The organism is Desulfosporosinus sp. BICA1-9 (assembly GCF_000802135.1).
The window spans coordinates 1-20,729 of sequence record NZ_JUEE01000018.1; the positions used below are offsets into that span (position 1 = coordinate 1).

The window sequence follows — 20,729 nt, forward strand, 5'->3', positions numbered from 1 at the left end:
CTCGGACGCGATTTGCTCAGGCGTCCTGTTGGAAATTTCCATCCTCATACCGGCTGCCCATCCTTTTGCGGAATGTCTTTTCAGATACCGCTATAGGATATGCCGAGCCCCAGACAAGCGTGAGGGCTATAGCGCCAATAAAAAAATGCGGTTTGGACAAAGATGCTTCCCTACAGTAACCATAGTACAAGCAAATCCATATTATATACAACCATGCCGAATCCATCGGCCTCTGGATCAAGGGGGGGTTCAAATATTGATCCGCTCGTGAGACTCCCCCACCGAAGACTCGATGTTCAACTTTAGTTGAACGAGTTTACTCCCAGAAGGCAGGTAACTTCAGTTTCAATCCATGTTAAAGAAAGGGACTTACCAAGGAAGTGGGTTGGATATTGTTTTGTCACAAATCATTCGTTACGGACAAGAAAATGGCGAAGTCCGAAAGGATATGCCGACTGAGTATCTCGCAAAACATCTAGAAATGATGTACATCATGGAATTCTTAGTTTGGTTATTGGAACCTGAAGTTTGGGATGCCGAGAAGAATCTTGGAGCGATGGTCGACTTGTTTATGCACGGTGTCGAAGATAGAAGAGAGTGAGGAATAAACCATGAAAGTAATGTTGATTCAACCTCCCAGCAGTACTTCCTTTATGGACAAAGTGTATATGTATGAACCCCTTGGACTTGAGTACCTTGGGTCTGGTTTTAAAGAAGACGGTCATGAGGTTTTGCTCTTAGATGCTCGGCTAGAACCAGATTTTGAATCCGCTTTTCGGTCTTTTCGGCCAGATATGGTGGGAATAACGGGGTATACCAACCAAATTTCCTAAGAAAAGGGTTGTAAAAAGCTAAGTTAAAGGGCTGATTACTACCCAAAATAAATCAGTTTGTCATGAAATTCAGTTTGGTGATTACATTTCTTTTCTTACTATGATATTGACTTAGTTTGTCAAATAGTTTAGCATTACTAAGAATGGCTTATGAAAGGGTGAAGATAAAGATAATGCGCTACTAATTCTTGTTTCTTTCAAAAATTCTTGTTAATATGAACGAGCAATTTTTCGGATAGGATTAGTATGAGCATTTTTAATATACGACTGGGTTGCATAGTACTAGATTTTTATGCCTTTTCGTGTCTTGTTGAGGAGGTATGCAACTCACGTTTCTATTATAAGATGTTCTGCCTCCTGTCCAAAAAAACTGGATTAGGGGGGTTTTATGTTAGAGTTAATTCGTAATCGATTTGTGCAAGCGATCTTAGGATCAGCCTTATTTTTACAAATTGGAATCTGGGTGCGTAATTTTGCCGTGTTACTCTTTGTCATGGAACAAACAAATGGGGATGCGTTTGCTGTCTCAATGATTTTCGTGGCAGAATATGGGCCAATGTTTATTTTCTCGTTTATCGGTGGAACCTTTGCGGACCGTTGGCGTCCAAAACGAACCATGATCTGGTGTGATGTCCTTAGTGCGGTGTCCGTGTTTGCTGTCTTGCTCACCTTGGTATTAGGCACTTGGAAAGCCGTCTTTTTTACGACCATTATTTCTGCTATTTTATCTCAGTTCTCAATGCCATCAGGGATGAAGCTGATTAAGGAACAACTGCCTGCAGAACAAATGCAACCAGTAATGTCGATTTATCAGACGATCTTTACCATTTTTATGATTCTTGGACCAATCCTTGGCACGTTTGTCTATCAGAAGTTTGGGATTATGACCTCAATTACAGTGATGGGCTTAGCGTTTTTATTCTCGGCGGGTGCCTTAACGTTCCTGCCTCCGGACCGCGTCAACGTGGTAGAAAAGGTGAAAACAACCCTTCGCCAGGAAATGATAGCTGGTATTCGTTATGTACTCGCCAAGAAGGTTTTGACACTCTTAGGCTTATGCTTTTTGGCTGCTGGCTTAGGAGGGGGCCTTATTCAGCCCTTAGGAATCTTTCTGGTCACAGAACAGCTTGGTTTGCCGAAAGAGAATTTGCAATGGCTCATGACCTTTAACGGAATAGGGATGCTTGTAGGCGGGATCGTCGTCATGGTTTTCGCTAAAGCTATTGCGCCACAAAAACTTTTAGCCCTAGGGATGTTCATCTCGGCAATCGGTATTGCAGTATGTGGATTTTCGACGACCCCCTGGTTAACCTATCTAGTGCATTTATTAATGGGATTAGTTCTTCCTTGCATTATGATTGGCATAAACATGATGATTTTACAGAATACTGATAGTCAGTTTATCGGTCGAGTGAATGGAATTCTCATGCCGCTCTATACTGGAGCGATGGTGGTGACCATGAGTATGGCGGGGCTGCTTAAGAAAATGTTTTCTTTGCTTGCTATGTATGAAACAGCGGGACTCCTGTACATCATTGGGCTATTGTTCTTGTTGCCCCTATTACCGATAAAACAAACGGTTACACCGATAGTAAACAAGTTATAATAGACAAGATAATTGAATTCTGCGGCATTTTTATTTCTCAGAGCAAGTGGTTTTGCTGACTGAGAAGTTGATTAATTTGGAGGCATTAGATGATTACTGAAGTTTACCCCAATATTTTCAAGAACGAGATACCTCTCCCTAAGAATCCCTTAAAAGCTATCAATAGTTATATCATCCTATCTGAACGTAGAAATTTGATCATCGATACTGGATTTAACACCGCGGAGTGCCTGACCGAGTTAATGAAGGGTCTAGAAGAGTTAAACATTGACATAAGCAAGACTGATCTGCTGATTACCCATATGCATAGTGATCACGCAGGTCTAGCTCCTGCTCTTAAAAAACAAGGAGTACATGGCATATATTTTAGTCAGATTGATGGAGAAATTTTAAATCAAACGACTGAGAGGGATCTGTTTTTCGAATCCTTAAACCAACTATTAGGCTTTGAAAACGGTACTTCTATAAACTTTGGCAAAGAATTTGGGGCGAGACAGACCGAGTCTCTTGAATTTAGCCCATTATGTGAAGGGAATAAAATAGTAATAGGGGATTATAGTTTCGAAGTCGTGGATATTCCGGGGCATACGCCCGGGCAGATTGGCTTGTATGAGAAAACCCATCAGCTGTTTTTTTGTGGAGATCACATCCTCGATGAAATAACCCCGAATATTACATTTTGGGGATTTGAACAGGATATTTTAGCAACCTATTTCAAGAGCTTAAACAAGGTATATGAGTATGAAATTGATTACTTATTTACGGCTCATAGGAAGATCATCAGGGATCACAGAAAAAGAATTACTGAGCTTCTGAGTCATCATAAAGAACGTCTCCAAGAGATTTTGGGTATTTTAAAAGAGGGGAGAAAGACCCCAATTGAAATGGCTGCCTCAATGCACTGGGATATAAGTCATAAAAGATGGGCTGACTTTCCATCTTCTCAAAAGTGGTTTGCTTCAGGTGAAGCATTATCTCATTTAGAACATTTAGTCCATATCGGACTTGTGGAGCGGATAAATAAGGATGGGGTGCTTCTTTACGAGCTTAAGTGATACGCTCAGCTAAGGCTGAACATCGAGTCTGCGGTGAAGACAGTCTATAGTTGAGAGCCATTTCAGTAAAGATCTTCCCGACGTTGTTTCCAGACCGGCAGAGCCTCTCTAACCTCTTCAATTTGGGTCAAATCAAGATCGATCATCAGAATTCCTGGCTTTTCGTCCAACTGTGCAAGCACTTGGCCCCACGGATTGACGGCTAAGGAATGACCATAGGCCACATAGGAAGCATGGGGATTACGGGCAGGAGAAGTGCCCAGCATGAAAATTTGGTTGTCTAGGGCACGGCTGCGGAACAACAATTCCCAGTGAGCTGGACCAGTGGTCATATTAAATGCCGCGGGGACAATGACAAGGCGGGCTCCGTCCATAGCCATTTTTCGAGTTAATTCTGGAAAGCGAATATCATAGCATATTTCCACACCGAATTTACCCCACGGAGTTTCAAACAGTGTAGTAGCATTTCCTGGGGACAGTACCTGTGATTCTGTGAACTCAATACCATTTTTGACACGCACATCAAACAGGTGGGCTTTGCGGTGCAGGGCAATAATCTCTCCTTGGGAGTTAAATACGACACTTGTATTATAAATCAGTTCACCCGACAGTTCCGGAATTGAGCCGCCGACAAGAAAAAGACCATGGGTGCGTGCAAGGCTGACGAGGTGGTTCGTCGTTTCTCCTGAGGGGATTTCCTCAGCGTAGTCCCGAAAGCAATGGATATCGTACGGGCAATTGAACATTTCCGGCAAGACTGCCAGATTTGCCCCTCCAGCAGCTGCCGCCTGGAGCGAAGCTGCGGCATTGTTGAGATTTGCTTGCTTATCAGCCGCAACATGCAGCTGACATAATGCTATCTTTAGAGTGGTCACCAATTTTGCCTCCTTTGAATCCTTTGTTGTTATTAGTAAAGGACAAGTAAACATCTTCTTATTTAGATATTATGAATCTCTTCGAACAGCAATGCAAGAGATCCGAAAAGGCCTTTGCGGGCCTCTTTGTCGATTTTAAAGGATATTTAGAACAGACAGCGAAATAATATCTTGTTATATAGTTCAACGAAAATCTCTTTTAAACAAAGGGATCCCACTTAAGGAGGCAACGAGTTTTGAAGCCAGAGATCATTCAGAAGCTTAGTGAAATTGTCGGCAAAGACAACTTATATACAACCTTGGAGGATCTATATTGTTATACCTATGACGCCTCTTTTGTTAAGGCAGATGTGAAGAAGGATTTAGCGGGAGTTGCTGTGTACCCAGGTAACACAGAAGAAGTAGCACAGATTCTTAAACTGGCTAATCAAGAGATGATTCCAGTCGTTCCACGGGGAGCAGGGTCAAATGTCAGCGGAGGATCTATTTCTGTAGGGGATTGTATCGTCCTGGTGCTCAAGAGAATGAACAAAATACTTGAGGTTGATCGTAAAAATTTGATTGCAGTGGTGGAACCTGGCGTAATTACTGGCCAATTACAGAGCGAAGTTGAGCGAGTAGGTCTGTTTTATCCTCCGGACCCTGCCAGTCAGGCTTTTTCAACGATGGGCGGTAATGTGGCGGAATGTGCAGGAGGACCGCGTGGCGTGAAATACGGAGTGACTCGAGACTATGTTATTGGGCTCGAGGTAGTGCTTCCGAGCGGAGAGGTTATGAATACCGGTGGAAGAACGATCAAGAATGTAACTGGGTACGATATGACGAAGCTATTCACTGGGTCAGAAGGAACGTTGTGTGTTATAACCAAAATTATTGTTAAACTTATCCCTTTACCGGAAGCCAAGAGCACCATGATGGCAGTTTTCTCTGAGATCGAACAAGCGTGTGAGACAGTCTCTGAAATCATCGCTGTCGGGCTGGTTCCTTGCTCACTCGAATTATTAGACAATATTTATATTAGAAATATTGAGGAATATGCCAAGGTGGGATTACCCACGGAGGCAGGTGCTGTGCTCTTAATCGAAGTTGATGGGGATTCGGAAATCTTAGCTAAGCAGATTGCGAAGATAGAACAAGTCTGCCAACGACTAGGGGCTGTCCAGATCCGGATTGCCAAGACGAAAGAAGAAGCAGAAGAATTATGGCGTGCTCGCCGCTCAGCCTTTGCCGCTGTGTCGAGGGTAAAACCGACCATTATCGGTGAGGATGCGACCGTTCCACGGAGCAGCATTCCGATAGCTGTGAGGCGGATTCAGGAAATTGCAGCTAAGTATAACATCATTATTGCGATACTCGGACATGCCGGAGATGGCAATTTGCATGCCACAATCCTGACCGATGAAACGAATCTGGAGGAGGCAGCGCGGGTAGAAAAAGCCATCGATGAGATCTTTATAGCGACGGTGGAATTGGGCGGATCCTTAAGTGGTGAGCATGGTATCGGACGAGCAAAATCCAAGTATATTACTCGACAGACTGGGGAAGTTGGACTGGAAGTACAACACCGGATTAAACAAGCACTTGATCCTAACAACATATTAAACCCTGGCGTAATGTTTGGAGTGTGATGGGATGGAACGTTCATTTGAGTCATGGGAGAAAGAAGTCATCCGCTGTATTCGGTGTGGTGCCTGCCAAAATGTCTGTCCAGTCTTTAAAGAATTACAAGCAGAATCCACGGTTGCCAGAGGACGAGTGAAGCTGATTCGCGGAGTTATTAGCAAAGATTTGAATTTCACTGCAGGTTTAATTGACAAGATGTCCTTGTGTTTGATGTGTAAGGCTTGCGTTGTAAACTGTCCGAGTGGTGTGAAAGTCGACAAGCTGGTGGAAGCAGCCCGCAAGGAAATCACCGCCAAGAAAGGACTCTCACCTCTTAAGAACTTGATTTTTCGGTTGGTTTTAAAGAATCGTTGGGTGTTTAACACGGGTATGAGGACAGGACGAATTTTCCAAGGCCTAATCTTCCGTAAAGGACCTAATGGCCAAGGAATGTTACCGAGAATGTCCCTAGGGATAGATAAGAGAAGACTTCTTTCACCCCTCGCCCCAAAACCATTGAAAATGCTGTACCCGGAAGTAGTCAAAGTTCCAGAAGCAACTATGAGGGTAGCTTTTTTCACGGGGTGTATGATCAACTATATTTATACGGATACCGGTCGGGCGGTGATCAACGTCCTAAAACAAAATGGAGTGGAGGTTGTCATTCCTGCTCTCCAAAACTGTTGTGGTACCCCAGTCAGGATTAATGGGGACTATCAAACGGCTAAAGAGATGGCGAGAGCAAATATCGATGTCTTACTGAAAGAAGAGGTCGATGTCGTAGTCGTGGCCTGTGGCACGTGCGGTTTAAGTCTGAAGGAAGAGTATGCTGAGTTACTTGAGGATGATCCGATCTATGCCGAAAAGGCGAAGAAGCTTGGGGCCATGATCAAGGATTTCACAGAACTGGTGGTTTCCTTAGCGGGGTTCGAGGATAAAATGGGTTGTTTGCCAATCAAGGTTACCTATCATGATCCTTGTCACCTGGTTAGAGGATTAAAGGTAAAAGAACAACCCAGACAGATCATCAGAAGTATCCCGGGGTTGACGTTTGAAGAAATGAGTAAACCGGATACCTGCTGTGGTAGTGCAGGTTCCTTCAGCTTATACCACTACGAACTATCCACAAAAATCAATGACCATAAAGTTGAGTCTATTAAACAGACGGACGCAGAAGTGTTGGTGACAGGGTGTTCCGCTTGTCGAATGCACATCGCGGACGGGCTGAATCGCCAAGGAGTTTCTGTACAGGTGATGCATACTGCACAACTTTTGGAAATGGCTTATGATGCTAAGCAAAATAAGGGAAGCTAGGAAGAAAGAGAATAGAATAGAGGAATAGAGAAACAGGGAACATCTTTTGAAAAACGCCATCAATATTGAAAGGGAGAGTAAAGGATGAATAGTTTTAACCTTGCCTATGGTAAAGAGGCGTTGTCTTTTAGTCTTTCATCTTCCGTGAAGGTTAAGGAAATTAAAGCAAAAGCCAGTCAGCCGATTTTAGAAATCGAACAGGCAATTCTCCAGGCTTTGGCTCATCCTCTTGGCACGGCTCCACTGATCGAGGTGGTAAAACCAGGGGATAAAGTAGTAATTATAGTTAGTGACCTTACACGACTATGGGTACGGACAGATGTCCTTTTGCCGGTATTGCTGGATGTTTTAAATGGAGCCGGAGTACCGGATAAGGACATTTCTCTTGTAACGGCAACCGGGGACCACCGTTTGCTGACCTTAGAAGAACACACGGCAATTTGTGGGGCAAAAGTTTTGGCGAGGGTTCCGATCTTTGATCACGAGTGTCATGCCCAGGATTTAGTGGATTTGGGCAAATCCTCACGGGGAACACCCTTTAGTGTAAACCGTCGAGTGTGGGAAGCGGACAAGGTGATTCTGACCGGTGGAATTGCGTATCATTTGCTGGCAGGATTTGGTGGTGGCCGTAAGTCTATTGCGCCTGGAGTTTGTAGCTACGAGATGATTCAGCAAAACCATGCTTTAGCACTTCAAGGAGGAGGGACCTCTGGAATTAATCCAAACATAGAGACTGGAAAAATGGAGGGCAATCCGGTTGCTGAGGATATGTTAGAAATTGCGCGTCTAGTGGGCGTAGACTTCATACTAAACGTCGTTGTTAACGAGAAGAAAGAATTTGTCTATCTTGCAGCCGGTGAGTTGTATGAGGCACATTTAGCGGGCTGTCGGGTTACCGAAGAAATCTTCGGAATTGAAATCGAAGAAAAGGCGGAGCTAGTCATCGTATCGAGCGGTGGGTATCCCAAAGATACTCAGCTTTACCAATCAATCAAGGCCCTGGATAATGCTAGTTATGCGGTAAAAGAAGGTGGAGTTATTATCCTGGTTAGTGAATGCTCTGAGGGAGTAGGTTCTCAACCTTTTCAGGAATTTTTTAAGGATGACGAGGTGGAGGGGATGAATGCCAGACTTCATGCTGACTTTACCATGCCAGGCTATATAAGCTTGAAAACAGCGAGCATCTGCCAAAAGTCACCCGTCATTTTGATCAGTTCCTTATCGGAGGATCTTGTTAAAGGCGTGAAGATGATTCCGTCTAATAGCCCTGCAGGAGCTTTGCAGTTAGCAAGTCAAATACTTGGACATCAACCTGAATCTGTCTATATAATGCCTCACGGCGGAAGCACCTTTCCGATCGTGAGTTAGTTGTAATTGTAAGTGGTAAATAGTGCCTTATCCTGAAATCGGGATAAGGCACTATTTACCTTACGACGGTAATAAAAGAACTTTGAAAATATAAACTTTGCAAGAATAGGAAATACTTAATAAATATGGATGATACTGCCGAAACCATTGTTTTCCATTTAACTACAAAATATAATAGTCAAGAAATGAAATATAGGAGGTAATAAGGGATAATTTATTAAAAAGGTTGCTTTTTGTAAGTAAATGAAAGGGGGATAGAAACGACATAGTATATTATACTGCACCGTTAGAGTATGCTGTAGAGAAAGACAATATATTGTATACAAAGGATAAGCAAGTAATTAAACGAGAAAATATAAAAAGCAAATTCAAACATGATCAGAAAAAGTTAGAAGAAAATAAAGATATTATTAAAAGAGTAAAAAAAGAAGATCATTTCAAGATTAAGGAGTGGATGTGTGGCTATAATGGGCAAATAAGCGGAGAAAGCGGATATGGTGGAATATACGATACCTATTCATATGTCAACGATAGGTATGGTTCAGGATGGACAGCAAATTGGCAAAGATATTTAAATGTTACACCTCGTTTACAAAATGACCTTGAATCAGGTGCAAATAACTGTACACTTTCTTCAATTACTATGGTATTTGATTATCATAGAAGTCGGGGAATCTGGAATACCTTCAAGCATTAGTACTCTTTACAGCAATGTTAGAAGTATTGCTGTAGGATATGGATATACATTCAGTGGCGGAACAAATCCGACATACGCAGATGATATTGTTACTGATTTGTGGCATCAATATGGGCATTCAACAGGGAGAGGGAATAACGATTATGTATTGAGTTGGAGCACGGCAGAGGCAGAAATCGACCAAGATAGGCCTTTTGTCTTTAATTTGCCAAATGGTTATTACGCAAATCACTCTGTATGTGTTACGGGGTATATCATATATAATAGTACTAAAGAATTTTTCAAAGTTAATGATAACTGGACAACCTCGAGTAGGTTTATAGATTGGGAAGCTGTTTCATTCGGAAGTTTTACCAAGATATTTCCATCGTGATAATAAATATTAGTACAGTATATTGAATTAGTGAAAAGTGAGTGGAATGCATGATACATTAATGTTATATCCACTCACTTCTTCCCATATTATAAAAAAAGAACTCCTAACGTTTTTAATATCTGAGTTGTTTTGTAGCCAAGTAGGGAGAGAGATATAATGAGACAATTAATATTCAATGTCACTGTAATAATTGTAATTATTACTTTAAGTTACCTACTCGCATTTTTTTTAATAAAAAAAAGAATTTTCTTATATATTCAATAATTGCCCTAAGTTTACTATGGGGGGGTTTAGGGACTTCAGTTTTTAAATATATAAGTAGTCAGCAACTCAGATTACCTTTTGACATAATATTTAATCCGGTAGTTGAGCATAAGGATTCTTTTGAGAATGAGACTCTAGTATTGCCTTTACCTGAACATACAGCATTTACATATCGTTACTCTGAAAATGCGGCTGCATATTATACTACATTATCAGAGGAAGATATAATAAAATTCTTTAAAAATCTTGCCAGCAAAGATAGTTTTATTAGTGAGAATCCCAATTTGAACAATGAAAAAATAATACTTAAATTTACTTATAAAAATACACCTTATATTGTAGGCTTATCTAAAAGTATTAAGCCAAAAGGTTACTACCTATATGTTGAATCAAATTTAAAGTAAATTAATTTGGATATAAATTTAGTTGGGGTATTAAAATATTTGACTTAATATGAATATTTTAGGCAACTTTTCTTTATATAGTGCTTCTAATGAGACCGATCTTTAATAATAGACAAGTACAAGATTTTAAGGTAGTATTTATGAGTTAAACCAATAAATATTTCGAGCGCACGTCTTCATTTTCAGCTAACTCCTCGACGGTCCCTTCAAAACGTACTTGTCCCCGTTCTAGGACATAACACCGATCGGCCAATTTTAAGGCAGATTTGAGATTTTGTTCTGCTAAGAGAATTGATATTCCAGTTGAACAAAGCTGGAGAATTTGCTCTTCCAATTCTCGAACGATCAAAGGTGCTAGCCCCTCGGTCGGCTCATCCAAAATCAGAAGCTCCGGGTTTCCAAGCAGAGCCCTAGCAATACTTAACATTTGCTGTTCTCCTCCGCTTAAGTTCCCACCTCTACGATTCTCTACTCTTTTCAGAACGGGGAATAAGCCATGAACTTTAGCCAAATCCCAAGCACCCGGTTTAATTCCTGCTGCGATCTCGAGATTTTCACGTACAGACAAGTCTGCGAAGATCCGGCGGTTATCAGGGACAAAGCTAATTCCTAATTTAACCATGCGGTTGGTAGCAACCTTGGTAATTTCCTGGCCTTTAAAAAAGATTTGTCCGGTTTTCGGCGGGGTAAGTCCAATAATGCTCTTAAGTGTCGTTGTCTTGCCTACCCCGTTACGACCAAGCAGGCAGACTACTTCTCCTTTACTTACCTGTAAGGATAAACCGAATAAGATATGACTTAACCCGTAATAGGTGTGAATGTCTCTAACGTCTAACATCATTCCGCTTCCCCCAAATAGGCATTTTGCACAGATTTATCGTTTCTGATATCTTCCGGCAGACCCTGAGCAATGGTTTTACCCTGATGAAGAACCATTATTTTTTGGGCAACATCAAAAACTAATTCCATATCGTGCTCAGTGAGCAGAATGGTAAGGCCTTTTTCCTGGGATAACCGCTTAATTAGATTGACTATTTTGCGGGTTTCTTCTGACGACATCCCAGCAGTTGGTTCATCTAAGAGTAAGAGTTCGGGTTTGCTACCCAGTGCAATCGCAATTTCTAGGACTTTTTGATCCCCATAAGAGAGAGAACTGCACGAACGATCTTTAAATTCAAACAGTCCGAAACTTTCTAAAACCTCTAATGACTCTTCAATAAGGAGTTTTTTGGAGGGTCTGAAAAATTTGCGATCCAAGCGATGTTTAGCGATGACAGAGGTTTGCACGTTTTCAAAAACCGTAAGACTTTGGAAAATATTGATTAACTGAAAGGATCTGGCCATACCTTTATGGCAAATCGTATAGGGTGCTGAGTTTGTAATATCTTGACCCTGGAATTTGATATGGCCGGAATCGGCCTGCAGGTGTCCGGTTATTAAGTTGAATAAGGTGGATTTCCCTGCGCCATTGGGACCAATGACTGCCACCACTTCTCCCTTCGGAACCGAGAGGTGAGCATCCGAGATGGCTTGAAATCCATCGAAGGCTTTCCTAAGCTGTTCAACCTGAAGCATGCTAATTCTCTCCTCTCTTACTCCGGTTTTTGCCATAACTCTCCATTAAATAACCAAGAATACCTTGAGGCAAGAAGAGTACAAGGATCAGCAGCAGCAGACCAAGGACAAGCAGCCAATATTCTGTGTACAGACCAACGACCATCGACAAAAGGACTAAAATCCCAGCCCCTAACGTTGGGCCCATAAAAACAGTAAGGCCTCCCATTAAGCACATGATCAGGATTTCAGCCGATTTGTTCCAAAATAACAGGGAGGGGGCTACAGAGCGTTCCACTAAGACAAATAGAACACCCGCAATGCCAGCGAAGAATCCAGCAATCACAAAGGCTGTCAGACGGTGCCGTTTGACATTGATTCCGACACTTTCAGAACGCACGGGGTTGTCACGAGTAGCAAGTAATATGAGACCAAATGGCGACTTGGTGATCAGATAGAGAATTGCGAGAGTGATGACTAGAACCGCAAGAGTCGTATAATAGACTGAATTTATGGAGGACAAGAATTCCGGAACGGGTATGGCATGGATGCCGTTGTCTCCCTCAGTCAGTGCATTCCAGCGGTAAACAATTGCCCAGACCAACTGGCCTAAAGCTAGAGTAAGCATACCGAAATAGAGGCCCCTTAAACGTACGCAAAACCAGCCGATCACTAAAGCTATGAGTGCAGCAATCAGGGGGGCGAGCAAGACTGCGACAGCAAATGGCCAAGACGTTTTGGTCATCACGATCGCTACAGTATAGGCACCAACCCCGAAAAATACGCCATGGTGTAAATGTAGAAGTCCTCCGTAACCGAGAACCAGGTTCAAACTGGAGGCTAGTAAAGCGGTTGTAAAAACAGTCGCCAACAAGTAGACATAATATTGAGTGAGCATCCTAGGGATCATCAGAAGTATCAAAATTCCGGATACTGACAAACCTAGGCCTAGATAAGTGCTCAATTTTCCTTTCGGATTCTCAATTGATTTCAAGTTATTCGTGGACATATCTGACGTTCCTTTCTCTACCAGGCAGATTTTAGTAAACCAGAGGGTCGTACGATCAGGAGAACACCCGCTATAATATAGGGGATAATAATGGCAATGCCTGGAATAAACAAAATTCCAAAGGCCTCCCCAACCCCCATAATAATAGAACTAATCAGTGCACCCCAGATGTTTCCTAGGCCACCTATTACCACGATCAAGAAAGCATAAATGATAATGCTAGCATCCATACCCATTGAAATGGTGGTCGTTGGCGCAATCAAAGCCCCTCCCAACCCGGCGAGCCAGCCACCCAAGGCAAAAACCATCGCAAACACACGGGTGCTGTTAATCCCTAAAACATCGACCATTTCACGGTCGGTAGCCGTTGCACGGCAGATTTTGCCAAGCTGAGTTTTTGATAAGAACAACCATAACCCAAGGGCAACAATCGGTCCCATAACCAGAAGGAAAGCATTATACCAGGGAAGGGATGCCCCCCATAGATTGAAGGACCCCCTCAAAACTCCAGGGATATCCATCGATTTATATTCTGTTCCCCAAATTATCTTGACAAGATCTCCAGCAATCAGCACTAGGGAATAGGTCAAGAGCATCTGAATTAAATGATCTCGGTTATAGATAAATCGAAGCAGCCCTCGCTCAATTACCAGACTGATGAGCATCACTGCGAGAGGAGCAACCAACAGGGCTAACCAAAAACCATAAGGACCTTGCCCAAAAACGGTTGAAACTGAGTAAGCAATAAAGGCGCCTACCATATAAAGTGCACCGTGCGCAAAATTCGTAATTCTTAACACTCCAAAGATGAGAGTGAGCCCTGCAGAGACAATAAAGAAAATCATCCCCCTGCTCAGACCAATAAAAAACTGGCTAGCGAGTGTGGCAAAATCCATGGGTAATCTCCCCCGTCATCATGATTTAAAGAAAACTTGACTAGCGCCAAGCCTTCCAGGCGCAGGCGGTCGCCTTAGTTGCACTTATGCTTCCAGAAAGTATATAAACTTTAGTTTATACTTTCTGACTAGTAGCGTAAAGGGCGGCACCATACAGCACCGCCCTTTTATCTTTTTCCAATTTCTTGACATTATCGGATACTATTTTGATCTAGCCTTGAGGATTGCGTCAATCGAAGGCATAATTTCTTCAGGACTCAGAGTGTGAAGATCTTTACCCGTAAAGGTACCATTGACTTTGGCAACGACACCATAGGACATGGGAATTGCGACCTGATGATCTTCTTTACGGAGGGTGGCCTTGCCGACTGGAGTGTCGATGGTTAATCCTTCCAGAGCGTCAATAATCTTTTCCTTGTCGGTACTTCCTGCCTTTTCAATCGCTTGGCCGAGGAATTTACCTCCCATATAACCATACAAGGCAAAGGCTGCGGGTTCACGATTATATTCCTTCTTAAAGGCTTCTACAAAGGCCTTGTTTTCAGGTGTGTCAGGATAATTATGCAGATAAGGATTAGTACCCATGACACCCTCGGGAGCTTGATCTCCCAGTGGTCTTAGGGTAGCGGGGTCGTAACTGGTGTGTGCCCAAACTGGAATTTCTTGAATTAACCCGGTTGCTTTAACTGCTTTCATGAAGGCAACCATGTCTGCTCCCCCGGTACCAACCACTAGAACATCGGGTTTAGCACTGCGAATAGCGTTGATGTAAGGAGTGAAATCCGTTTCCCCTACACGCCACCAGGATTCTTCCATTTTCTTAACGTCAGGTTTAATGGTTGTCAGGTTAGACCAGAGGTTATTAATCACTGAATGACCATATTCATAATCACTGCCAGCTAACCAGATTTTTTTGTAGGGGGTCTTGGAGAGTTGGACAGCACCTGCTTTACCGATAATCGCAGTATTTGGCAATGTGCTAAATACATAGCGATGACCTGCTTCTCCAGTGATTCTGTCACTCATTCCGCCCCAGACGATGAAAGGTACTTTACTTTCTTTAGCATATTGCGAAACAGCTAAAGAACCTGCACTATTCGTTGTTCCTGCCAGAAAATCGACTTGTTCACGCATTACGAGTTCTTTAGCCCAGCTCGTTGATTTGTCCGGTTTAAATTCGTCGTCACGAGTGACAAATTCGATTTTCGGACCACCTTTATCCGCAAACTCTTTGACTGCCAGTTTGAAGCCATCTAAAGAGTCTTTGGCATACACAGCTGCACCGCCAGTATACGTATCTACAATTCCAACTTTAATTGGTTTTTGCTCTGTCTTGGGAGTTGCGCTGCTTGCACACCCTGAAGCCAATAAGGCTGTAATCAGGAGCGTGGACCCTAATCGAATTAAATTTTGTGATTTCCTCTTACCTGCCATCCTAACCATACTATTTCCCCCTAAATCTTTAGTTTGTTTAAACGTAAATAGAGATCTTCTTATTCTCTTCACCGTTCCCGATCTATCGATCGTTTCTCTCCATCCTACCATACTTCCTTTCAAATTTTAATTAATTCTTTGCTTAATTCTTAACAAATCGTACCAGCCGAGGATACGGCTTCACGTATAAAAGAATATGTTCGAATTATAACAGGTGTATGTAGAACAGACAATACTAATTTATGGTGTATTAAAACACTAGTATTTGGAACATAGTAACAGTTATTGTTGACTTTAAAAAATGGCTGTTAGTAATTTCAAGGGATGTTATAGGAATGAAAACTTAAATTACTGCAATACTAACTACAGTAATGAAGTAACAGGAGGAATCTGCACAATGAAAAATGTAACTATGTTTACCAATAATAGCTGACCATATTGTACAGCGGCGAAGAAGTTTCTTTCGCAAAACAATATTCCTTTTGAAGAGAAAAATATAAGTACTGATGAGCACGCTTTATTGGAATTACAACGCAGAAACATTAATAGTGTGCCCACTTTCGTGGTGGGGGATGAAACTATAGTTGGTTTTAACAAGGATAAGATTCTCGCTCTCCTGCATTGAGTTTAGTATATTAATGCAAGAGCTGAATGACCGGATCTGTGGATAAATAAGGCTGGATGCAATTAGAATGCATCCAGCCTTGTTTATTGTTATTTCATTTTACCTAATGCCGTTTCTATCCGCTCTAAAGCTTTTTGGATATTCGCTATCGAATTTGCATAGGAGAAACGCAGGTATCCTTCACCGTAAGAGCCAAAGGCAGTACCCCCTAAACAAGCGACTCCTGCATCATTCAAGAGGTAATCAGCTATTATTTTAGTGTCTTTGCCAAACGATTTTAGATTGGGGAAGACGTAAAATGATCCCTCTGGCAATAGGCAACTCACTCCAGGAATAGAGTTTAAGCCATTTACCATAATGTCGCGGCGTTTCTTAAACTCAGCCACCATATTCTCGACTTCGCTTTGTGGCCCCGTTAGTGCTTCCTTACCAGCCATTTGTGTAAATGCAGAGGTACAGGAATTAGAATTAACCATCAGTTGAGCAATTCGAGCAGCTATTTCCGGGTGCATAACCCCGTAACCCAACCGCCAACCCGTCATGGCATAAGTTTTCGAGAACCCGTCTAAGATAATGGTCCAATCTTTCATGCCGGGTAACGAGGCAATGGAAAGGAGGGAGGTGTTGCTATAGACGATCCGATCGTATATTTCATCGGAAAGCACGAGTATTTCTTTTCCTCGTACCAAGTCTGCGATTGCTCTGATGTCGTCACTGGTGAGTACGCCCCCAGTAGGATTTCCCGGAGAATTAATAATCAGCATTTTGGTTTTAGGTGTAATCAACTGGGCAAGTTCATTAACGTCTAATCGAAACTGGTTTTCTTCACGTAAAGGGATCGGGACAGGTTTTCCGCCAACAAAGTGAATAACGGATTCATAAATGGGAAAACCGGGATTCGGATAAATTACTTCATCACCTGGATTTACTGTTGCCATGATGGAGAAAAACATGATAGGCTTTCCGCCGGGGACGATAACCACATCCTCAGCAGAAGCATCGACATTTTTATGGGAGCGAATGTATCCAGCGATCGTTTCCCTGACTTCTGGAATACCGGGAGCGGGAGTATAGTGGGTATATCCGCTGGTTAGGGCTAGGCAAGCAGCATCAATAATATTCTTAGGAGTGTCAAAGTCTGGTTCACCAATTTCTAGATGGACAATATCTTTCCCCTGAGCTTCCAGCTTTTTAGCCTTTGCCAAAACCTCAAAAGCAGTTTCTGTACCGAGCAAGGACATTCTATCCGCAAATACCTTTTTCATTAAAAACGCACTTCCTTTGTGAATTTTAAGTTGATTTCTATTTGTACACTTCGGGGTTTAGACAATTCGGGGGAAGTTCTCCCCTCATGGCTGCTAAAATATTGGACACAGCGATTGTGCCCATTTTGGTGCGGGTATCAATTGTAGCGCTGGCAATGTGAGGACAAATGATGGCATTGTCAAGTTCCATTAGCCCTTCTGAAAATTCAGGTTCGAATTCGTAGACATCAAGACCTGCTCCCCAGATTTCCCCTGATTGTAAAGCCTTCACCAGTGCTGATTCATCCACTACGGGCCCGCGGGAAGTATTAATTAAAATCGCTGTTTTTTTCATAAGCTTAAACTCTTGTTCACTCATCAAATGGAACGTTTCTGGGAGAAGTGGAGTATGGATTGAAACAAAATCTGATTCTTTGAGAAGAGTTTCAAGAGTGACAAATTGACCATCGGTTTCTTTTTCGAATTGAGGGTTAGCTGCTATGTCGGTGTAGAGCACCTTCATATCGAAGGCCTTTGCCCTCTTAGCAAACGACAAGCCTATTCTTCCGGCACCTATTACTCCAACCGTTTTATTCATTACGTCCTGTCCCAGAAAGAGCATCGGACCCCAACCTTTATATTTTCCCAGTCTTGTGTACTTATCCGATTCTACCACTCTCCGTGCTACAGAAAATAATAAAGCCCAGGCCATTTCAGCCGTAGTATCCGTAAGTACACCGGGAGTGTTAGAAACCATAATACCTCGTTCTGTTGCGGAGGGGATATCTATGTTGTTGTAGCCGACAGCATAGTTAGCAAAGATTTTAGCTCCTTTAGCAGCATCCATTACTTCAGCATCGATTGGATCAGTAAGCAAGCTCAACACAGCATCCCTGCCCTTAACCTTTTCCAATAATTGCGGTTTTGTAAGAACTTGGCCTGTACGATTAACTTCCATGTCGCAATACTCTGCCAGCATGTCAAGAGCTGGTTTAGGAATTTCATTAGTTACATAAACATTCCATCTACTCATGTTCAACCTCCGATATTTAAGTCTAGTTAACTCTTAAATCATATATTAATATTAATCCCAAATGCAAGGCGTATTATGCTCAAGGGGCAACCGTTACGGTTGCCCCTTAACTATCCAAAGTGCAACCTCTTCCCCGAAGAGGATAAGTAGAGTTTTCTAATTTGTTTTTGTTAAGCAAGAATTCAAAACATTAAGACAAAAAAGTCAGTAGGCAATAAAATGTCGATGTTGAATTATAGGATAAGAGAGTTGACAAGAAGTTTTTTCCTATATAAAACAATTTTGGAAATATTTAAAATTCAGGGAGGAGAATCATATGGCATACGGAGAAGATGACCCAACAAAGCGTAAAGTTGTTACGATCCCGTATCTGAAAGAGAAGAAGGCAAAAGGTGAACCGATCACAATGTTGACTGCCTACGATTATCCAATGGCTGTGATCGAAGACAACTTAGGAATCGACATTATTCTCTGCGGAGATTCACTTGGAATGACGGTCTACGGATACAAAGGGACAGTCCCTGTAACAATGGACCAGATACTCGCCCATTCAGGAGCAGTGAAACGAGGTGCCCCGCATAGTTTTGTAATTGGAGATATGCCTTTTATGTCCTACCAGGTATCGGCTGAAAACGCTCTGATTAATGCCGGTAGACTAATGAAAGAGAGCGGAGTAGACGCGGTTAAGCTCGAAGGTGGGGCAGAAATGGTTGCCCCAATTCGATCTCTAGCTCGTGCGGGAATTCCAATCATGGGGCACATCGGGTTAACCCCTCAGTCAGTGTCTGCACTAGGCGGGTTTAAGGCTCAAGGAAGAGATGTCGAAGGGGCATTAAAACTGATTTCTGATGCGAAAACTCTGGAGGAAGCGGGATGCTTTGCGATCTTGTTAGAAGCCATACCGCCAGAGATCGGTAAGATCATTACCGAGCGGGCGAAGATCCCCATCATTGGTATCGGAGCTGGGGTCTATACGGATGGACAGGTACTAGTGGTTCACGATGCTCTTGGATTTTTCGGTGGGCATGTGGCGAAATTCGTTAAACAATATGCTAATTTGAACCAGGTCATTAGTGATGGCTTACAGAACTATATTACAGATGTTACCCAGCGAACCTTTCCGGCACCTGAACATTGCTATGGCATGGATTCGGATATCCTCGAAGCAATAAAAAGTAAACTTTAACATCATGATATGAGGTGACTTTACGTGCAACAACACCCCTTTAGCCTTAAGTACGGTCAGAATGAAATCAATTTTACGATTCCTACTGACCAATTGTTATTGGAAATTCTGGGTAGAGACTATCCAGCCATAACAGATGTTACTGCTACACTAATACAAGCTATGGACCATCCCATTGATTCTCCACCTTTACGAGAAATGGTAAAACCGGGAGAAAAAGTCGTGATTACGGTCAGCGATATTACGCGTTTGTGGCAGAAGATGCCAATGATTATGCCGCACATTCTAAACACTCTTAATGAGGCGGGAGTTCCGGATCAAGACATTACTATTATCGTCGTCGTAGGGGGACATCGCCCGAACACAGAGGAGGAATTTAAGGCCCTTTGTGGGGAAGAGGTGTTCCAGCGCGTTAAAATAGTGAATCATGATGCACACAAACTTGAGGATATGATTTATTTTGGTAAAACCAGTCGGGGAACCGAAGTTTCCATCAATAAACTAGTAGCAGAAGCAGACCGTCTAATTATGACTGGCGGTATCGTTTATCATTACATGGTTGGGTATGGCGGGGGACGCAAAAGCGTTATGCCGGGCTTTTGTTCCATTAAGACCATCCAGCAGAATCATTTATGGGCGCTGGGCTCGGAACTAGGCTCAGGCTCTAATCCCAATTCCATATCTGGAAAAACTCGAGGGAATGAAGTTCATGAAGATATGATGGAGATCGCGGGTTTTGTTCAACCTGACTTTATCATCAATATGGTCCCTACCCCCGAAGGGGATTTTGCAGGTATTTTTACAGGGAACTGGATTTCCGCTTGGATGGAGGGTACAAAACTCGTTGACACTATCTATGGTGTAGACATCGATTCCTTAGCGGATATTGTGATTGCATCGGCTGGAGGATACCCTAAAGATATTAATTTATATCAGACCGGGAAAACCATGGATAACGCAATCTATGCCGTGAAAAAGGGCGGGGTTGTCATCCTGCTCAGTGAATGCCCAGATATTTACGAACCCCTTGAGTTTACCCAATGGTTTCAGTATGCGACCATGCTAGACATGGAAAAAGCTCTCCGAGCTAACTTTACGATTCCAGGTTGGGTAGCTTGGCGTGAAGTGGAGTGCGGGGATACTGCTACCTTCGTAATGGTAACACGACCAGAGAATGCTGAATTAGTGCTAAAAGCAAATATGATCCCAGCGACAACTATCGAAGAAGCCCTCGAAATCGCTCGCCAGAAGTGCGGAACAGATAAACCGGTCTATACAATCATGCCCCAAGCAGCAAACACACTACCTAGAATGCGTACCATCGTTAGTACGACTTAGTTTATCAGCAAATGTC

The 20,729-nt window shown here is 42.6% G+C and carries 20 protein-coding genes; 12 read left to right on the forward strand and 8 right to left on the reverse strand.

Annotation, left to right across the window (positions count from 1 at the left end):
* The first annotated feature begins 397 nt into the window (after window positions 1-397).
* The 4 genes from JL57_RS02085 (at window position 398) to JL57_RS02100 (ending at window position 3,494) form a co-directional block, all read left to right on the forward strand.
* On the forward strand, window positions 398-601 hold the full coding sequence (locus JL57_RS02085) for a hypothetical protein (protein ID WP_291299595.1): 204 nt from the start codon (window positions 398-400) through the stop codon (window positions 599-601).
* Between the two features lie 10 nt (window positions 602-611).
* Window positions 612-833 (forward strand): cobalamin-dependent protein, encoded by a 222-nt coding sequence (locus JL57_RS02090; RefSeq protein WP_034140403.1) that lies wholly within the window; start codon window positions 612-614, stop codon window positions 831-833.
* 388 nt (window positions 834-1,221) lie between these two features.
* The gene (locus JL57_RS02095; RefSeq protein ID WP_034140404.1) at window positions 1,222-2,439 is read left to right on the forward strand and encodes an MFS transporter; all 1,218 of its coding nucleotides are present in this window, start codon (window positions 1,222-1,224) and stop codon (window positions 2,437-2,439) included.
* An 89-nt stretch (window positions 2,440-2,528) separates the two neighbouring features.
* A complete protein-coding gene (locus JL57_RS02100) occupies window positions 2,529-3,494 on the forward strand; it encodes an MBL fold metallo-hydrolase (protein WP_034140405.1) in 966 nt (321 codons plus the stop codon).
* Window positions 3,495-3,556: 62 nt separating this feature from the next.
* Here JL57_RS02100 and JL57_RS02105 read toward each other — a convergent pair whose 3' ends face one another.
* Window positions 3,557-4,369, reverse strand: a complete 813-nt coding sequence (locus tag JL57_RS02105; RefSeq protein ID WP_034140406.1) for a carbon-nitrogen hydrolase family protein — start codon at window positions 4,367-4,369, stop codon at window positions 3,557-3,559.
* 236 nt (window positions 4,370-4,605) lie between these two features.
* Here JL57_RS02105 and JL57_RS02110 point away from each other — a divergent pair, with 236 nt between their 5' ends.
* From JL57_RS02110 to JL57_RS02130, 5 genes are all read left to right on the forward strand, one after another.
* Window positions 4,606-5,997 carry an FAD-binding oxidoreductase gene (locus tag JL57_RS02110; protein WP_034140407.1) on the forward strand — a complete coding sequence of 464 codons (1,392 nt, stop codon included), beginning with the start codon at window positions 4,606-4,608 and terminating at the stop codon, window positions 5,995-5,997.
* Between the two features lie 4 nt (window positions 5,998-6,001).
* The gene (locus JL57_RS02115) at window positions 6,002-7,285 is read left to right on the forward strand and encodes a (Fe-S)-binding protein (protein ID WP_034140408.1); all 1,284 of its coding nucleotides are present in this window, start codon (window positions 6,002-6,004) and stop codon (window positions 7,283-7,285) included.
* 84 nt (window positions 7,286-7,369) lie between these two features.
* Complete coding sequence (gene larA / locus JL57_RS02120) at window positions 7,370-8,653, forward strand: nickel-dependent lactate racemase (protein ID WP_034140409.1); 1,284 nt, start codon at window positions 7,370-7,372, stop codon at window positions 8,651-8,653.
* 316 nt (window positions 8,654-8,969) lie between these two features.
* Window positions 8,970-9,350 (forward strand): hypothetical protein, encoded by a 381-nt coding sequence (locus JL57_RS02125; protein WP_034140410.1) that lies wholly within the window; start codon window positions 8,970-8,972, stop codon window positions 9,348-9,350.
* A gap of 780 nt (window positions 9,351-10,130) precedes the next feature.
* Window positions 10,131-10,394: a hypothetical protein gene (locus tag JL57_RS02130; protein ID WP_034140411.1), complete on the forward strand. Its 264-nt coding sequence runs from the start codon at window positions 10,131-10,133 to the stop codon at window positions 10,392-10,394.
* Window positions 10,395-10,539: 145 nt separating this feature from the next.
* Here JL57_RS02130 and JL57_RS02135 read toward each other — a convergent pair whose 3' ends face one another.
* The 5 genes from JL57_RS02135 to JL57_RS02155 form a co-directional block, all read right to left on the reverse strand.
* The gene (locus tag JL57_RS02135; protein WP_291299596.1) at window positions 10,540-11,235 is read right to left on the reverse strand and encodes an ABC transporter ATP-binding protein; all 696 of its coding nucleotides are present in this window, start codon (window positions 11,233-11,235) and stop codon (window positions 10,540-10,542) included.
* Window positions 11,232-11,969, reverse strand: coding sequence for an ABC transporter ATP-binding protein (locus JL57_RS02140; RefSeq protein WP_291299597.1), 738 nt, complete (start codon window positions 11,967-11,969; stop codon window positions 11,232-11,234). Before JL57_RS02140 ends, JL57_RS02135 begins: the two co-directional genes overlap by 4 nt.
* A gap of 1 nt (window position 11,970) precedes the next feature.
* Entirely contained in the window at window positions 11,971-12,957 is a 987-nt protein-coding gene (locus JL57_RS02145) for a branched-chain amino acid ABC transporter permease (RefSeq protein ID WP_034140412.1), read from the reverse strand.
* A 17-nt stretch (window positions 12,958-12,974) separates the two neighbouring features.
* Complete coding sequence (locus JL57_RS02150) at window positions 12,975-13,853, reverse strand: branched-chain amino acid ABC transporter permease (RefSeq protein ID WP_034140413.1); 879 nt, start codon at window positions 13,851-13,853, stop codon at window positions 12,975-12,977.
* Window positions 13,854-14,054: 201 nt separating this feature from the next.
* A complete protein-coding gene (locus tag JL57_RS02155) occupies window positions 14,055-15,296 on the reverse strand; it encodes an ABC transporter substrate-binding protein (protein ID WP_034140414.1) in 1,242 nt (413 codons plus the stop codon).
* Window positions 15,297-15,684: 388 nt separating this feature from the next.
* On the opposite strand from JL57_RS02155, the gene JL57_RS33295 reads away from it, so the two are divergent.
* Complete coding sequence (locus tag JL57_RS33295; RefSeq protein WP_291299598.1) at window positions 15,685-15,912, forward strand: glutaredoxin family protein; 228 nt, start codon at window positions 15,685-15,687, stop codon at window positions 15,910-15,912.
* A gap of 89 nt (window positions 15,913-16,001) precedes the next feature.
* Here the strand turns inward: JL57_RS33295 and JL57_RS02160 are convergent, their stop codons facing one another.
* Window positions 16,002-17,177 (reverse strand): pyridoxal phosphate-dependent aminotransferase, encoded by a 1,176-nt coding sequence (locus tag JL57_RS02160; RefSeq protein ID WP_034140415.1) that lies wholly within the window; start codon window positions 17,175-17,177, stop codon window positions 16,002-16,004.
* A gap of 37 nt (window positions 17,178-17,214) precedes the next feature.
* Window positions 17,215-18,189, reverse strand: coding sequence for a D-glycerate dehydrogenase (locus JL57_RS02165; RefSeq protein ID WP_034140416.1), 975 nt, complete (start codon window positions 18,187-18,189; stop codon window positions 17,215-17,217).
* Between the two features lie 316 nt (window positions 18,190-18,505).
* Between JL57_RS02165 and panB the strand changes: the two genes are divergently transcribed.
* Together panB and larA (JL57_RS02175) are read left to right on the forward strand one after the other, a co-directional pair.
* The gene (gene panB / locus JL57_RS02170; protein WP_291299599.1) at window positions 18,506-19,375 is read left to right on the forward strand and encodes a 3-methyl-2-oxobutanoate hydroxymethyltransferase; all 870 of its coding nucleotides are present in this window, start codon (window positions 18,506-18,508) and stop codon (window positions 19,373-19,375) included.
* Window positions 19,376-19,399: 24 nt separating this feature from the next.
* Window positions 19,400-20,713, forward strand: a complete 1,314-nt coding sequence (gene larA, locus JL57_RS02175) for a nickel-dependent lactate racemase (RefSeq protein WP_034140417.1) — start codon at window positions 19,400-19,402, stop codon at window positions 20,711-20,713.
* The last annotated feature ends 16 nt before the right edge of the window (window positions 20,714-20,729 follow it).

Coding starts and splice junctions, on each gene's coding strand:
- panB (WP_291299599.1), top strand. CDS start 18,506: ATGGCATACGGAGAAGATGACCCAACAAAGCGTAAAGTTGTTACGATC.
- JL57_RS02165 (WP_034140416.1), bottom strand. CDS start 18,189: ATGAGTAGATGGAATGTTTATGTAACTAATGAAATTCCTAAACCAGCT.
- JL57_RS02150 (WP_034140413.1), bottom strand. CDS start 13,853: ATGGATTTTGCCACACTCGCTAGCCAGTTTTTTATTGGTCTGAGCAGG.
- JL57_RS02090 (WP_034140403.1), top strand. CDS start 612: ATGAAAGTAATGTTGATTCAACCTCCCAGCAGTACTTCCTTTATGGAC.
- JL57_RS02095 (WP_034140404.1), top strand. CDS start 1,222: ATGTTAGAGTTAATTCGTAATCGATTTGTGCAAGCGATCTTAGGATCA.
- JL57_RS02100 (WP_034140405.1), top strand. CDS start 2,529: ATGATTACTGAAGTTTACCCCAATATTTTCAAGAACGAGATACCTCTC.
- larA (WP_034140409.1), top strand. CDS start 7,370: ATGAATAGTTTTAACCTTGCCTATGGTAAAGAGGCGTTGTCTTTTAGT.
- JL57_RS02115 (WP_034140408.1), top strand. CDS start 6,002: ATGGAACGTTCATTTGAGTCATGGGAGAAAGAAGTCATCCGCTGTATT.
- JL57_RS02160 (WP_034140415.1), bottom strand. CDS start 17,177: ATGAAAAAGGTATTTGCGGATAGAATGTCCTTGCTCGGTACAGAAACT.
- JL57_RS02135 (WP_291299596.1), bottom strand. CDS start 11,235: ATGATGTTAGACGTTAGAGACATTCACACCTATTACGGGTTAAGTCAT.
- JL57_RS02140 (WP_291299597.1), bottom strand. CDS start 11,969: ATGCTTCAGGTTGAACAGCTTAGGAAAGCCTTCGATGGATTTCAAGCC.
- JL57_RS02145 (WP_034140412.1), bottom strand. CDS start 12,957: ATGTCCACGAATAACTTGAAATCAATTGAGAATCCGAAAGGAAAATTG.
- JL57_RS02155 (WP_034140414.1), bottom strand. CDS start 15,296: ATGGTTAGGATGGCAGGTAAGAGGAAATCACAAAATTTAATTCGATTA.